The sequence below is a fragment of the Actinophytocola sp. KF-1 genome, from assembly GCF_054661535.1.
Window position 1 is genome coordinate 229,661 of record NZ_BAAFVK010000008.1, and the last position, 13,535, is coordinate 243,195.

The window sequence follows — 13,535 nt, forward strand, 5'->3', positions numbered from 1 at the left end:
TCGTGAGTGGGATAGAGCGGGTCGGCGTCGTCGGGTGTGGCCTCATGGGGTCCGGCATCGCGGAGGTGAGCGCGCGGGCCGGCCTTGACGTGGTGGTCACGGAGGTGTCCGGGGACGCGCTGAAGGCGGGGCAGGCCCGGATCGAGAAGTCCCTGGCCCGCGCGGTCCGCAACGGGAAGCTGTCCGAGGAGGACCGCGCCGCCGCGCTCGACCGGATCAGGTTCACCCCCGACATGGGTGACTTCGCCGACCGGCAGCTGGTGGTCGAGGCCGTCGCGGAGAACGAGCAGGCCAAGACCGAGGTGTTCGCCTCGCTCGACAAGGTCGTGAGCGACCCGACGGCGGTGTTCGCGTCCAACACGTCGTCGATCCCGATCATGAAGCTGGGCATGGCGACGTCGCGGCCGCAGCAGGTCATCGGCATCCACTTCTTCAACCCGGTGCCGGTGCTGAAGCTGGTCGAGCTGGTCCCGTCGCTGCTGACCGGCGAGGACACGAAGGCCCGCGCGCAGGCGTTCGCGCAGGGCAAGCTGAACAAGCAGGTCATCCTGTCGCAGGACCGCGCCGGGTTCGTCGTGAACGCGCTGCTGGTGCCCTACCTGCTGTCCGCGATCCGGATGCTGGAGTCGGGCTTCGCGTCCGCGGAGGACATCGACACCGGCATGATCCAGGGCTGCGCGCACCCGATGGGCCCGCTGGCGCTGACCGACCTGATCGGCCTGGACACCACGAAGGCGATCGCGGAGTCGATGTACGCGGAGTTCAAGGAGCCGCTGTACTCGCCGCCGCCGCTGCTGCTGCGCATGGTCGACGCGGGTCTGCTCGGCAAGAAGAGCAACCGCGGCTTCTACGACTACAGCAGCTGACGCCGGTGCCGCGCGCGAGCGCCGTGGCCGGGCTGGTCGCCGTGGTGTGCGCGGCGGGCTGTTCCGTGCCGGACACGGAACGACCCGCCGAGCCGTCGCCGACGTCGGCCGCGGCCCAGTCCGCCACCCCCGTCCCGTCGACGACGGCACAGCGGGCGGGGGTGAACCAGGACCCAGCGGAGTTCGCCGACGCGGTCGTCGAGCACGCCGGTGCCGCGGAGGTCAACCCGGTGCTGCTGATGGCGATCCTCTACAACGAGTCGTACAAGCCGCACGACCCCGAGCTGGAACGCGCCTGGCAGAAGATCGACTCCGACGCCGCGTTCGGGGTCGCGAACATGCACCGGGCCGCGTTCGACGACACCAAGCAGGGCAGGCCGTTCGCCGGCCGGCGGTGGGAGGAACTGCCCGACGACCCGGAGCTCGCCATCCAGGCGGCCGCCTGGTACCTCCACGACCTGGCCGCGCGGCTGCCGGTGGCCGAGCGGCCGCCGTTCAGCCACGATGACCTGCTCGCGCTGGGGTACAACGCGGGCCCGGGCGCCATGAGCGCGGTCGCGGGCGGCGACACGCCGGGTTCGCAGGCGCGGGCGTACGTGGACAAGCTGCGGGGCAACTGGGCGAAGGCGGAGGCCGCCGTCGCCCGGTAGCACGTCAGTTCACGCAGGTGCCGTCGGCGACGGCGGGCCCGCCGTCGGCCGGTTGCCGGACCGGGTGCGGGTCCACCAGGCCCGCCCGCGCGAAGCCGTCGGTCGTGGGGTAGTCCTGGCCGAGCAGCACGGTGACCTGGCCGGGTTGCTGGTTCGCGTCCTCCTCGGCCCGCGCTGGCCCGGTCAGCGCGGCGGCGACGAGGTCCGCGGCCGCCCGTTCGCCGGGTGCGTGGCGGACGACGGTGGTGTCGCGGGTGGCGGCGTCCTCGACCAGTCCGACGGTGAAACCGTCGTCGGCGAGGATGTCGGCCACGTCCCCCGCCAGGCCGTCGACCTGGGCGGCGTTGCGCACGTTGACGGTGATCGACGCGGGCTCCGCGCCGCCGTCGGCGGGGGTGTCGGGGGTCGCGTCGTCGTCATCGGGGATGACACCGCGGACGAAGTCCTTGACCTCGGCCGGGTCCACCTCGACGGCCTTGCCGTCCGGGGTGGGCATGCCGATGTCGCCGTGCGGGATGGTCTGGAAGGTGAGGTTCCCGCCGGTGAAGCCCACCATCTGCTGGGCGAACTCGACGATGTTCCAGCCCTGGTCGAGTACGACCGACTTGGTCACCGCCTGCTGCAGCTGGGCCATGGTCTTCGAGCCCGGCGCCAGCAGGCCGGCCGAGAACGCCTTCCTGGCCATGCCCGCGAGGAACACCTGCTGGCGGGCGACGCGGTCGATGTCGCCGTTGGGCAGTCCCTTGCGCTGCCGCACGAACGCCAGCGCGGGCGCACCGGACAGGGTCTGGCGGCCCGCCGGGAAGTTCGCGCCCGAGTCCTTGTCCCTGACCGGTGCTTTCAGGCAGACCTCGATGCCGCCGATCGCCCTCGTGATGTCGTAGAAGCCGAGCAGGTTGACCTCGGCGTAGTGGTCGATGGTGACCCCGGTCAGCTGCTGCACGGTGGTGATCAGGCTGACGGCGCCCTCCTTGTTGGACTCCACCGTAAGGGTGCGCCGGTCGGTGACGCCCTGCTCGCGCAGTGCCGCCATGGCGTCGTTCTTCTTCCGCGAGTACGCGGAGTTGATCTTGTGCTTGCCGTAGCCGGGGATGTCGACGTAGGAGTCGCGGGGGATGGAGATGCCGGTGGCCTTGCCGCCCTCGACCGGGATGTGCACCAGCATGATCGTGTCGGTGTTGAGCACGCCGTCGGCCTTGCCCGCGTTCAGGATCGCGAGCTGCTGCTTCGACAGCGGGTTGCCCTGCGGGTCGGTCCGCGAGTCCATGCCGACGAGCAGGATGTCGACCGCGCCGTCGATGGGCGGGCCGTCGTCCTCGCTGCCGGCGATCACGTCGACCGTGGTCACCTGGTCGGCGAAGTCGCTCAGCTGCGACCAGTAGTAGCCGGTGCCCGACAGCACCAGCGCGGACACCGCGCCCACGACGACCTTGCCGCTGACCAGGGCGAACCGCCCGCGACGCGGCTGGTCCGCCGGTGGCCGCACAGCGCGCCGGGCCGGCACGGTCGGCTCGTGCATCCAAGCCCGCGACCTCGCCGCGGGGCGTCGCCCGTCCGCTCGCCGTTCCACCCATGACCTCCCGTTCACCGCTCGCTCCGGTGATACGCGGCGCAACCCCGGGAGGTTGCCGCACACCGTGCGATCCGGCCGCGTGGCGCGGCCCGCGCCCTACAGACGCGGTGTGCGGGCGGGGTTGTTGAGCGGTGTGAAGGTGATCACGAGTTCGCGGGCAGCCAGGCGCGGGCCGCGGCGGCCAGCGCCGCGGTGCCCAGGTCGAGCGTCGGGCTGATGACCGGCGCGAACAGCGGCGAGTGGTTGGCGGGCTGGTCGGCGACCCGCGCGCGGATCTCCTCCATCGACGTCGCGCCCGCGAAGGCCTGCGGGTCCGCGCCGCCGAGCAGCCAGTACACCAGCGGCACCCCGGCCGCCGTGGCGAGCACGCCGACGTCCTCGCTGCCCGTGACCGGGCCCGGGTCCACCACGATCGGCACCGCGGACGCCAGGGCGGGGCGGGTCCGGTCGGCCGCGGCCGGGTCGTTGACCGCGGCCGGGAAGCTGTTCTCCGCCACGATCTCGGGTGGCCTCGGCGCGCCCGCGGCGGCCGCCTCGGCCCGCACGATCCGTTCCACCGCGGCGAGGGTGCGGGCGCGGACGTCCGGGTCGTAGGTGCGGATGCTGAGCAGCAGCTCGGCCTCGTCGGGGATGATGTTGGCGACCGTGCCCGCGCGCATCGCGCCGACGGTGACCACGACGGTGTCGGTGGCGGCGGTCTCCCGCGCGACGACGGTCTGCAGCCGCAGGACCACGGACGCGGCCATCACGACCGGGTCGACCGCGGCCTCGGGGCGGGAGCCGTGCCCGCCGCGGCCGTGCAGGGTGACGCGGAGCGAGTCGGCCGCCGCGAACGCGGGGCCCGGCCGCAGCCCGATCACGCCGGCCGGGATGGGCGCGACGTGCTGGCCCAGCACCACGTCCGGCCTGCCGAAGCGCTCGAACAGCCCGTCGGCGACCATCGCCTCCGCGCCGCCGCCGATCTCCTCCGCGGGCTGGCACACCGCGAGCACCGTGCCGGCCCAGCCGGACCGGTCGGCGGACAACGCGCGGGCGGCGCCGATCAGGCACGTGACGTGCACGTCGTGCCCGCACGCGTGCGCGACCGGGGTGCCGTCGACGACGGCGGTGCTGGCGTAGGGGAGGCCGGTCTTCTCCTCGACCGGCAGGGCGTCCATGTCGGCGCGCAGGAGCGCGGTCGGGCCGTCGCCGTTGCGCAGGACGCCGACCACCCCGGTGCGGCCGACCCCCTCGGTCACCTCGAACCCGGCGGCCCGCAACTCCCTGGCCGCGACGGCCGCGGTGCGCGTCTCGGCGAACCCGAGCTCGGGGTGCTGGTGCAGGTCGCGGTACAGGTCGGCGAGATCCATGGCGACCACTATCGCAGCGAACCGCCCCGGCCGGTGGGCGGCGTGGCCGCCGGCCCCCTCGAACCACGCTACCGGATGGCACCGACAGTCCCGGCCCACGCGAGGCCGGTTGTCCACAGCGAGGGCAGCTGTCCCCACACCCCACCTCGCGGTGGCCGTTCCTGTCGGTGGTCTCCGGTAGCGTGGATCTCGGGGGCCGGAGGCCATTCCCCCTTCATCGCGGCGGGCTGCACGGGGCGCGTCGTCGTCGACGCCCAGCCGGTTCGGGCGCGGGCCCGTTATCCGCCTGGGCGGTACATACCCGGTTCTCGTGCGGTCCCGTGTGTCCGGTCACCGCCGGTGGTCCGGCGTTCCCTGTGGACAACCGGCCCGGGAATGTCGGTGCCGCGTGGGACAATCGTGACCGGGGGCCGGAGGCCGCGCCTCACTCGCGAACCGTGAGCACCGCCAGGTGCGTGCCGTCCGGGAGCGTGGTCAGGACCAGCACCCCGCGTCCCATCTCGATCGTCGTCTGGTGCACGCGGTTCGCGCCCAGCAACGCGGCGGCGCCCGCCGCCAGCCCGGCGACCCCGGCGGCGAGCGCCGCCAGCTGGGTCGCCTGGGCGGGCGGCAGGCCCGTGGAGGTGGCGAGTGGCGTGCCGTCCGCAGCGCACGCCACCGCCCGCACCACCCCGTGGATGACGTCGGCCAGGTCGTCGACCAGGCGGTCGACGTCAACCACGGTCATGGGCGCGAATACCCCAGCGTGTAGGCGCCGGACCCGCTGTACGCGTGCACGACGTACCGGTAGTACCCCGCGGTCCCGTTGTACGACACCGTCTCGTCGGGGTTCGGGGTCGTGCCGCTCGCGACGTCGGCCCACGCCGACCCGTTCCACTTCTGCAGGTACAGGTCGAAGTCCGCGCCGGACGGGCCGTCCAGGCAACCGGTGTGCGTGCCGCTCGCCGTGGACTGGTAGTAGCTGCCGTTCGGCTGCACGGCACTGGCGCCGGACGCCAGGTTGCCGCTGACCGTCCCGTCGCAGTCGCCGCCCGGTGGCTCGCCGCCGCCGTTCGTGACCAGCGTCAGGCCGTACGCCTGCAGGATCTCGTTCACCGGCTGGAAGTACGTCGTCCCGCCGGAGCTGCAGTTGCCGGAACCGCCGGAGGTCACGCCCTGCGCCTGGCTGCCCGCCAGCAGCGAGCCGCCGGAGTCACCCGGCTCGGCGCACACGTTCGTCCTGATCAGACCGGTGATCGTGCCCTCCGGGTACGTCACCGACGCGTTGCGCGCCTGGATCGTCCCGCAGTGCCAGCCGGTCGTGGACCCGGACCGGCACACGGTCGACCCGACCGCCGCGTCCTGCGAACCCGCCACCGCCACGCGGCCGCCCGCGTAGTTGTTGACCGCGCCGACCGGGGTGTTGCCCGCGGCCACCCGCACCCACGCATAGTCGTTGCCGGGGAAGCTCGAACCGGCGAACTGGCCGCTGGGCTGCGTGGTCGTGGCACCGGTCCGGCCGCAGTGGCCCGCGGTGACGAACCCGCCGTTCACCGAGAAGCCGACCGAGCACCGCGTGCCCGACCCGATGTAGTACGCGTTGCCGCCGACGACGTCGATGAGCGGCCGCGGCGACTCGTTCGACGCCACCACCCGCACCGCGTCCGTCGCGACCCCCGACGCCCGGACGAACCGCCACGCCGCGGCGGTCGAGTCCGGCCGCGACAACACGACCACGGTGTTCGACGGCGTGTCCACGTACCAGCCGGGCACGGTCTTCGGCGCCTTGGACTTGTTGCGGTCCAACGAGAAGCGCACGGTGTCGAGCGCCTTCTCGCTGTGTGCCACGACGCGTGCCGTGGCGCCGTGCGCACGCACCGACGACGCGGCCGCCGACGACGTCACGCCGACGACGAGCTTCCCGTCGGCGAGCCAGCCGCCCGCGTAGGTGCCGCCGAGATCCTTGCGCAGCACCAGGTTCGTGTCGTTGGCCCGTTTCTCGGTCGCGAGCCGGGTCACCGCCTGGTCGGCCGTGAGCCCGAGGTCGCGCTGCATCGCCGCGAGCATGCCCGCGTCCGACGGTGCCGGCGACGGCGGTGGTGCCGCCGTCGCCGCGGGCGCGGTCGCGAGCCCGGTGAGCAGGGCCGCGACGAAAATGCCCGAACGGAGTCTTCGATCCATGTTTCGGTGTCTCCCTTGACAGCAAAAGCAGGGTGGATCAACAAGGGAGACGCTAGGGCGACCGGGCCCGCCCGGGGACATACCAGTTGGGCCATAACGCCCGTCTTATGCACCGAACTCGGGGTGCCTGACCAGCCATCCCGCGTACGCGGGGCTGTGCAGCAGCGAGTCGCGGTACGCCTCGCGCGCGAACTCGTGCACCTGGGCCGCCACGGCGTCCGCCGGCGCGTCGGGGTGCCAGCCGAGCAGGTGCCGCCACCGCAGCGGCGCGCCGGCGAACGGGTACCCGCGCACCCCGGGCTGCTCGCGGAACGTCGGCTGGCACAGCGCGACCGCCTGCCCGCTCGTGACGAGGTCCAGGCAGACGCGCAGGTCCGTCTCGTACATGGGGCCCGGCGTGAACCCGGCCCGCGCGCACGCCGCGGCGAAACACTCCGCGAAGCACCCGTCGCCCGGGGTGGCGGCCCACCGCGCGGCCGCGAAGTCGGCGAGGTCGACCTCGTCGCCGCCCGAGAGCGGGTGGTCGTCGGCGAGCAGCACACCGACCGCGTCGACCGCGACCGGCCGCCACTCCAGGCCGGGGGGCGGTGGCGCGTCGCCGCACACGCCGATGATCGCGAAGTCCAGCCTGCCCGCCGCGACCAGCTCGGTCAGCTCCAGCGCCGACCACGACGCCTGCGTCGTGACGCTCGTGTCCGGCCTGCTCTCCGACAGCCGCCGCATGAGCCCGCTGACCATCGAGTTGCCGACCGAGCCGATCCGGTACCGGATGGTCTCGACCGGCGTGCTCGCGAGCCGCGCGGCCTCCTGCCGCAGGTCGGCCACCGCGGGCAGCACGACCTTCGCGCGGGAGAGCACCAGCTCGCCGAGCGCGGTGGGGCGCGCGCCCCGGTGGTCGCGGTCGAACAGCGGCCCGCCCAGTGCCCGCTCGATGCGGTTGAGCTGTGCGGTCAGCGCGGGCTGGGCGAGCCCGAGGTGCGCGGCCGCCCTGGTGACGCTGCCGTGCTCGGCGATGGCGCAGACGACCTTCAGGTGCCGCAGCTCCAGGTCCACCCGCACAGCGTAGGCGGTTCCGCCGGATCTGAACCCGTGATACAAAGAGTCAGAACCGTCTCATCGACTCAGGAGCGGGCATGACCGAGGTCGTACGGGCCGAGCAGGCGCTGGGGGTGCCCGGGCCGGGCACGCTGCACTGGCGGTACGCGGGGGAGGTCCGCGGCTACCTGCTGCTGGTGAAGGCCGGCCTGCTCCAGCTGATGCACCCGGGCCTCGGCGCGGGCGTCGAGCACCACTCGGACTTCTTCAACGAGCCGTGGGAACGCGTGCTGCGGTCGGTGCCGGAGATCCAGGGCGTCACGTTCGACTACCCGAACGGTGCCGAGACCGCGCGGCGGATCCGGGACTACCACACGCACATCAAGGGCACCGACGCGCAGGGCAGGCGGTACCACGCGCTGGACCCGGAGACGTACTTCTGGGCGCACGCCACGATCTGGGACGCGCTGTTCCAGATGATCGACCTGTTCGACCACCCGATGACCGAGGCCGAGAAGGAGCAGCTGTACCAGGAGGGCCGCGGCGCCTACCGCGCGTACGGCGTGTCGGACCGGATCGTGCCGCCGGACTTCCCGACCTTCCAGGTGTGGTTCGACACGATGTGCCGCGAGCGGTTGGAACTGACGCCCGCCGCGCGCGGGCTGATCACGTTCGCCAAGGAGCCGCCCGCGACCTTCCCGCTCGTGCCCGCGTTCCTGTACCGGCTGGCGCGCAAGCCGACGGCGAAGCCGCTGTGGTGGCACTCGGTCGGTACGCTGCCACCCGTGGTGCGGGAGATGATCGGCGAGACGTGGACCGACCGCGACGAGCGCCGCCACCGCACGCTGCGCACCGCCATCCAGCGCACCTGGCCGCTGCTGCCCGCGCGGGTGCGGTACACGGCGCGGGCGCGTGCCGGTTACCGGCGGGCGGGGATCGGGCCGCTGGGATGAGCTCGCTGCTGGAACTGGTGCTCGCCGACCCGTCGACCGACGAGGTCGGGGAGTCCATTCTGGACACCGCGCTCGAGGAGTTCCTCACCTACGGCCTGCGCCGCACGACGGTGGACGTCGTCGCGAAGCGCGCGGGCGTGTCGAGGGCGACGCTGTACCGGCGGTTCGACGGCAAGGACGCGCTCGTGCAGGCCGTGCTGGTGCGCGAGTCGCGGCGGTTCTTCGGCAGCATCGCCACCGCGGTCGCCGGTGTGTCCACTGTGGAGGAAAGACTGGTCGAGGGTTTCGTCGTCGGGGTGCGGTACGCGCGGGCCGACCGGTTGCTGAACCGGTTGCTCGCCTCCGACCCGGAGGCGCTGCTGCCGTACCTGACCACCAACGGCGCACTCGTGGTCGCCGCCGCGCGGGATTTCCTCGTCCTGCAAGGTGGTTCCCGGGCGCCGGTCGGGGATCGGACGCCGGAGGGGGTGGCGGAGCTGTTCGTGCGGTTGGCGATCTCGTTCACGCTGATGCCGGAGAGCGCGATCCCTCTGGAGACCGACGAGCAGGTCCGTGCGTTCGCCCGCGCCTACCTCGCGCCGTTGATGCGTCCCTGAGATGGCAGCCCTCTCGCCCCGCCTCGCCGCGATCGTCGACGCGTTGCCGCTGCGACCGGGGATGCGGGTGCTCGAGATCGGTGGCGCACCGGGCGCCGCGGCGAAGGCGGTGTGCACGCGGATCGCACCGGGCGGGCACGTGCTGGTGATCGACCGGTCGGCGAAGGGGGTCGGGCTGGTCGAGCGCACCGCCGCCGCGGAGATCGCCGGCGGGTTGCTCAGCGTCCGGCAGGTGGCCGCCGAGGATTTCGTGGTGCTGGACGGGGAGCCGCTGTTCGACCTGGCGTTCGCGGTCCGGGTCGGCGCCTTCGACGGGCGTCATCCGCGGGCGGGGGTGCTCGCGCGAGCGCGGGTGCGGGCGGCGCTGGTGCCGGGCGGGCGGTTGCTCATCGACGGTGGCACGCCGTTGCTCGACGTCGATCTGTCCGGAACGCTTTGAGCGTCGGCGGTCCGTTTGGGGCGGTTTTTGGCTTTGTGGCGGCCTCCGGAGTCCGGCGTGTCGGTGGCCACCGACAAAGTTGGCGCGGGCGCGTCCACCCCGACGATCGTCGGCGGATGGCGGCCATTGGTGCGGGTGGCGTCGCGGATTCTGTCAGGGCCTCGGCCTCCGGCCCCCGGAATCCAGCGTACCGCCGACCACCGACAAGGCCGGGCCGCCGAGGCGGGGTTGTCCACAGGCTCCATGCGGTCGCGGTTGGCCTCCGGCTCCTGGCGATCAGCGTGCCGCCGGGCACCGGCAGAGCCGGGTGCGAACGTGTGGATGTCCGCAGATTCCGTGCGGTCGGCCTTCGGCTCCCCACATCAGCTTGCCGCTGAGCACCGACGAAGCCGGGTCGTCGAGGTGTGGTTGTCCGCAGGCTCCACGTGGACGGCTTCCGGTTTCTCGACATCAGCTTGCGGTCGGGCATCGAGGAAGCCAAGTCGCCGAGGTGTGGTTGTCCACAGGCTCCGGGCGGGTTGCTTCCGGTTCCCGGCATCAGCTTGCGGCCGGACACCGCCTGAGCCGGGTGCGAAGGTGCGGTTCGCCTCCGGCTCCTGATTCAGCCTGTGGCTGGGTATCGAGGAAGCCGGGTCGTCGAGGTGTGGTTGTCCGCAGGCCTCGTTCGGTTGGCTTCCGGCTCTCGGCATCAACTTGCGGCTGGCATCGAGGAAGCCGGGCCGTCGAAGTGTGGTTGTCCCAGGCTCCACGTGGTGGGCTGCCGGTTCCCGACGTCAGCTTGCGGCCGGGCACCGACGAAGCCGGGGTGCGAAGGTGCGGTTCGCCTCCGGCTCCTGAAATCATCCTGTGGCTGGGTATCGAGGAAGCTGGGCCGCTGAGGTGTGGTTGTCTGGCAGGCTCGACGTGGTTGGCTGCCGGTTCCCGACGTCAGCTTGCGGCCGGGCACCGAGCAGGCCGAGCCGCACGAGGCATGGTTGCCCTGCAGATTCCGCGCGGTTGGCTTCCGGCTCTCGGCATCAGCTTGCGGTTGGGCGCCGAGGAAGCCGGGCCGCTGAGGTGTGGTTGTCCGGCAGGCTCCGGGCGGTTGGCTTCCGGTTCCCGGCATCAGCTTGCGGCTGGGCACCGAGGAAGCCGGGTCGCCGAGGTGTGGTTGTCCGCAGATTCCGCGCCATTGGCCTGGCCTTCGGCTCCCGACAAACAGCGTGCCGCCGGGCACCGGCAGAGCCGAGGCGCCAAAGGCCTGGTCGCCCGCAGTTTCCGCGGTTGGCCTCTGGCTCCCGACAATCAGCCCGCTCGGGCACCAACCGAGCCGGGCCGCCAAGCCGTGGTTGCCCACAAGCTCCGCGCGGTTGCGGTCGGCCTCCGGCCCCCGGAATCCAGCGTACCGCCCACCACCGACAAAGACGGGCCGGGAACGTGCAGTTGTCCACAGGGCTCCGGAAGCTCGCGACCGGCCGTGGCCTCCGGCCCCCGGAAACCAGCCTACCGTCGGCCACCGACAATTCGGGGCGCGCCATCCACAGGGTCAGGCGCGGCCGTTCGGGAGGCTTGGCAGGACCGCGTTCATCAGGTCCCGGAGGTCGGTCTTGGCGCGGTGCCAGCGTTTCCCCACGTTCTCCGGCGCCTCGTCGGACAGTCCCATCAGGAGGATGCCGCGGATGGCGTCCATCGCGGTGTAGAGGACGTGGCGGAAGCGCGGGTTGCCCGCGTACTCGCCGAACGCGGCCTCCGTGAACTCGATCAGCGACGCCCGCGCCGCCGGCTCCACCTTCGTCATCTGGTCGCGCAGCTCGGGGTCGGTGCGGGCCGCGATCCACATCTCCATCGTGGCGTACTGGATCGGGCCCTGGTGCACCTCCCACATCAGCTCCAGCGCCGCGTCGAGCGGGTCGGGGGCGGTGCGCACCGCGTCGATCTTCTCGAAAGCCAGGTCCGCTCGCTTCGCCGCGAGGTGGCGGACCGCTGCGGCGACGAGGTCGGCTCGCGTGGGGAAGTGGTGCACCTGCGCGCCGCGCGTCACGCCGGCCAGTTCGGTGACTCTCGTGGTGGTCGTGCCCGCGTAGCCGTACCGCACCAGGCACTCGACGGTCGCGTCGAGGAGCCTGCGCCGCATCGCCGCGCTGCGTTCCTGTTGGGTTCTTCCTGTTTTCGACTTCCGCACTGGCACCGGGCCAGTCTATTGAGCCGATCTCACGTTTCGACGGGTCCGCGGTCGCGCCAGGACGCCGAACAACCCGAGCGCGCCCGCCGCCGCCAGCACCGCCAGTCCGAGCCCGGAAACCGCCATGGCCAGGGGCGGAGCGGCGAACGGGGCGGTGTGCGTCGCCGACTCGACGATGATCACGATGCTCAGCAACGAGTAGCCGGCGACGCCGAGCCGGATGATGTTCAGTTGCTGATTCTCACCCCAACGAGTGAATGTGAGAAGCCAGGCGAGCGCCGGGATGACGAGAATGGCGTGCATCGTCACCGCGTGTGCGGGCTTGAGGAAGCCCGCTGTCGTGTACGCGACGGACGGGTCCGGCCCGCGCGCGGCGACCGAACCGGTCGCGATCATCGCCGCGCCGACGGCCAGCGCGACGAGCAGCGTCGCGAACCCGAACCGCACCGCGAGGCGCATCGCGGGCGAGGTGATCCGCGCGGAGCGGAACGCGGTGAGCGTCATCGCGATCGTCGTGATCACGATCGCGAACCCGCCGGCGGCGAGCGTCGTCGACACCACCGTGTCGAACGGGGTCTCGAAGTTGAAGTGCGACGGCACGCCCCGCCACGCCTGCATCGACACGAGGCTGGTCTCGACCACGCACGTCACCGTGAACGCGCCGAGTAACACCGTGCGCGTGCGCGCCGCCATCGGCACGAAGTGGGTGACCCACGCGACGGTGGCGAGCGTCAGTCCGAAGGAGAGCCCGAACGTGGTCGGCTTGCGCAGCGACAGCGGGCCGGTCCACGTGCCACCCGACACGACCAGCACCACGAGGTGCGCGAGTCCGCTGAGGAACAGCAGCCCGCCGACGGTGTAGGCGATCCGCTCGACGCGGCTGCCGTCGGTCCAGCTGCGCGTCAGTGAGTCCGCGAGACGGCTGATCGTGGTCATGGGGAGAAGTCTCCGCGTGATCGGCGCGGATGTCGTCCACCCGGGGTCGGTTTCGCGGGTACGACCCCGGGAGTACTACGCGAACTTCTTCGCCCGGTGGCGGCGGACGGCGTCGCGGTTGGCGCAGCCGGGGGAGCAGTAGCGCTGCCGCCCGCCGCGGCTGAAGTCGGCGAACGGGGCGCGGCACTCCTCGAGCGCGCACCGCCGCAGCCGGGTCATGCCGCGGCCGGTGAGGTGCAGCGCCGTGCCGACGCTGATCAGCGCGCGCAGCACCCCGGCGAGCGGCAGGTCGGCGTCGCGGTAGTGGATGTGCCAGCCGTCGCTCGCGTGGTTGGTCAGCCTCGGGTACGCCGAGGACTGCGCGAGCAGCACGTTGAGCCGCTCCGCCCGCTGCTCGGTCGTCGTCGCGTCGACCACCCCGAGCCAGCGGGCGAGGAACCGTTCGACCTCGTGCAGGTCGTCGTCGGTGGGCTGCACGTCGACGACGACACCCGCCGCCGCGCAGCGCCTGCCGAGCTCGGCGGCCGACCGCGGCGGCACGAGGAGCAGGTCGATCGCGAACCGGACCGGTTCCTCGCCGTAAGGGTTCAAATGCATAGGACCATTACAGCAGACTGGCCGGCATGACCGCATCGCACCGTTTCGAGACCACGTCCAGCCACGTCACGAGCCAGGGCTGGGTGGTCTACCAGCGCTGTCCATGTGGTGAGACGCGGGTCCTGCTCAACTCCGAGCCGGTCGGAATGATCCGCACACCGGCGCGGTTGGGATGACCGTCACGTGCGTGGTTGTCAGGGGTGGCGGCTAGCTTGGGGAC

Annotated in this window: 14 protein-coding genes; 6 read left to right on the forward strand and 8 right to left on the reverse strand. The window is 72.3% G+C overall.

Annotation, left to right across the window (positions count from 1 at the left end; genetic code table 11):
• Positions 1 to 2 precede the first annotated feature (2 nt).
• Positions 3 to 866 (forward strand): 3-hydroxybutyryl-CoA dehydrogenase, encoded by an 864-nt coding sequence (locus ACYQ77_RS25030; RefSeq protein WP_459715327.1) that lies wholly within the window; start codon positions 3 to 5, stop codon positions 864 to 866.
• A gap of 5 nt (positions 867 to 871) precedes the next feature.
• Positions 872 to 1,516, forward strand: coding sequence for a lytic transglycosylase domain-containing protein (locus tag ACYQ77_RS25035; protein WP_459715329.1), 645 nt, complete (start codon positions 872 to 874; stop codon positions 1,514 to 1,516).
• A gap of 4 nt (positions 1,517 to 1,520) precedes the next feature.
• Here ACYQ77_RS25035 and ACYQ77_RS25040 read toward each other — a convergent pair whose 3' ends face one another.
• The 5 genes from ACYQ77_RS25040 to ACYQ77_RS25060 form a co-directional block, all read right to left on the reverse strand.
• Positions 1,521 to 3,035, reverse strand: coding sequence for an LCP family protein (locus ACYQ77_RS25040; protein WP_459715331.1), 1,515 nt, complete (start codon positions 3,033 to 3,035; stop codon positions 1,521 to 1,523).
• A 197-nt stretch (positions 3,036 to 3,232) separates the two neighbouring features.
• Positions 3,233 to 4,438: an amidohydrolase gene (locus ACYQ77_RS25045; RefSeq protein ID WP_459715334.1), complete on the reverse strand. Its 1,206-nt coding sequence runs from the start codon at positions 4,436 to 4,438 to the stop codon at positions 3,233 to 3,235.
• A gap of 424 nt (positions 4,439 to 4,862) precedes the next feature.
• Entirely contained in the window at positions 4,863 to 5,165 is a 303-nt protein-coding gene (locus tag ACYQ77_RS25050) for a roadblock/LC7 domain-containing protein (protein WP_459715336.1), read from the reverse strand.
• Entirely contained in the window at positions 5,162 to 6,598 is a 1,437-nt protein-coding gene (locus ACYQ77_RS25055) for a S1 family peptidase (RefSeq protein WP_459715337.1), read from the reverse strand. The genes ACYQ77_RS25050 and ACYQ77_RS25055 overlap by 4 nt, the downstream gene beginning before the upstream one ends.
• 105 nt (positions 6,599 to 6,703) lie before the next feature.
• On the reverse strand, positions 6,704 to 7,651 hold the full coding sequence (locus ACYQ77_RS25060) for a LysR family transcriptional regulator (protein ID WP_459715339.1): 948 nt from the start codon (positions 7,649 to 7,651) through the stop codon (positions 6,704 to 6,706).
• A gap of 80 nt (positions 7,652 to 7,731) precedes the next feature.
• Here ACYQ77_RS25060 and ACYQ77_RS25065 point away from each other — a divergent pair, with 80 nt between their 5' ends.
• From ACYQ77_RS25065 to ACYQ77_RS25075, 3 genes are read left to right on the forward strand one after another with little or no spacing between them, the layout of a single operon-like run.
• The gene (locus tag ACYQ77_RS25065) at positions 7,732 to 8,586 is read left to right on the forward strand and encodes an oxygenase MpaB family protein (protein ID WP_459715341.1); all 855 of its coding nucleotides are present in this window, start codon (positions 7,732 to 7,734) and stop codon (positions 8,584 to 8,586) included.
• Positions 8,583 to 9,182, forward strand: coding sequence for a TetR/AcrR family transcriptional regulator (locus ACYQ77_RS25070; protein WP_459715343.1), 600 nt, complete (start codon positions 8,583 to 8,585; stop codon positions 9,180 to 9,182). Before ACYQ77_RS25065 ends, ACYQ77_RS25070 begins: the two co-directional genes overlap by 4 nt.
• A gap of 1 nt (position 9,183) precedes the next feature.
• Entirely contained in the window at positions 9,184 to 9,621 is a 438-nt protein-coding gene (locus ACYQ77_RS25075) for an SAM-dependent methyltransferase (RefSeq protein ID WP_459715344.1), read from the forward strand.
• Positions 9,622 to 11,146: 1,525 nt separating this feature from the next.
• Here the strand turns inward: ACYQ77_RS25075 and ACYQ77_RS25080 are convergent.
• The 3 genes from ACYQ77_RS25080 to ACYQ77_RS25090 form a co-directional block, all read right to left on the reverse strand.
• The gene (locus ACYQ77_RS25080; RefSeq protein ID WP_459715347.1) at positions 11,147 to 11,788 is read right to left on the reverse strand and encodes a TetR/AcrR family transcriptional regulator; all 642 of its coding nucleotides are present in this window, start codon (positions 11,786 to 11,788) and stop codon (positions 11,147 to 11,149) included.
• Positions 11,789 to 11,797: 9 nt separating this feature from the next.
• Positions 11,798 to 12,718, reverse strand: coding sequence for a hypothetical protein (locus ACYQ77_RS25085; RefSeq protein WP_459715349.1), 921 nt, complete (start codon positions 12,716 to 12,718; stop codon positions 11,798 to 11,800).
• 75 nt (positions 12,719 to 12,793) lie between these two features.
• Positions 12,794 to 13,315 (reverse strand): CGNR zinc finger domain-containing protein, encoded by a 522-nt coding sequence (locus ACYQ77_RS25090; protein WP_459715351.1) that lies wholly within the window; start codon positions 13,313 to 13,315, stop codon positions 12,794 to 12,796.
• Between the two features lie 26 nt (positions 13,316 to 13,341).
• Here ACYQ77_RS25090 and ACYQ77_RS25095 point away from each other — a divergent pair, with 26 nt between their 5' ends.
• The gene (locus ACYQ77_RS25095) at positions 13,342 to 13,491 is read left to right on the forward strand and encodes a hypothetical protein (protein ID WP_459715354.1); all 150 of its coding nucleotides are present in this window, start codon (positions 13,342 to 13,344) and stop codon (positions 13,489 to 13,491) included.
• Positions 13,492 to 13,535 lie beyond the last annotated feature (44 nt).

Coding starts and splice junctions, on each gene's coding strand:
- ACYQ77_RS25040 (WP_459715331.1), bottom strand. CDS start 3,035: ATGCACGAGCCGACCGTGCCGGCCCGGCGCGCTGTGCGGCCACCGGCG.
- ACYQ77_RS25045 (WP_459715334.1), bottom strand. CDS start 4,438: ATGGATCTCGCCGACCTGTACCGCGACCTGCACCAGCACCCCGAGCTC.
- ACYQ77_RS25050 (WP_459715336.1), bottom strand. CDS start 5,165: ATGACCGTGGTTGACGTCGACCGCCTGGTCGACGACCTGGCCGACGTC.
- ACYQ77_RS25055 (WP_459715337.1), bottom strand. CDS start 6,598: ATGGATCGAAGACTCCGTTCGGGCATTTTCGTCGCGGCCCTGCTCACC.
- ACYQ77_RS25065 (WP_459715341.1), top strand. CDS start 7,732: ATGACCGAGGTCGTACGGGCCGAGCAGGCGCTGGGGGTGCCCGGGCCG.
- ACYQ77_RS25070 (WP_459715343.1), top strand. CDS start 8,583: ATGAGCTCGCTGCTGGAACTGGTGCTCGCCGACCCGTCGACCGACGAG.
- ACYQ77_RS25075 (WP_459715344.1), top strand. CDS start 9,184: ATGGCAGCCCTCTCGCCCCGCCTCGCCGCGATCGTCGACGCGTTGCCG.
- ACYQ77_RS25085 (WP_459715349.1), bottom strand. CDS start 12,718: ATGACCACGATCAGCCGTCTCGCGGACTCACTGACGCGCAGCTGGACC.
- ACYQ77_RS25090 (WP_459715351.1), bottom strand. CDS start 13,315: ATGCATTTGAACCCTTACGGCGAGGAACCGGTCCGGTTCGCGATCGAC.
- ACYQ77_RS25095 (WP_459715354.1), top strand. CDS start 13,342: ATGACCGCATCGCACCGTTTCGAGACCACGTCCAGCCACGTCACGAGC.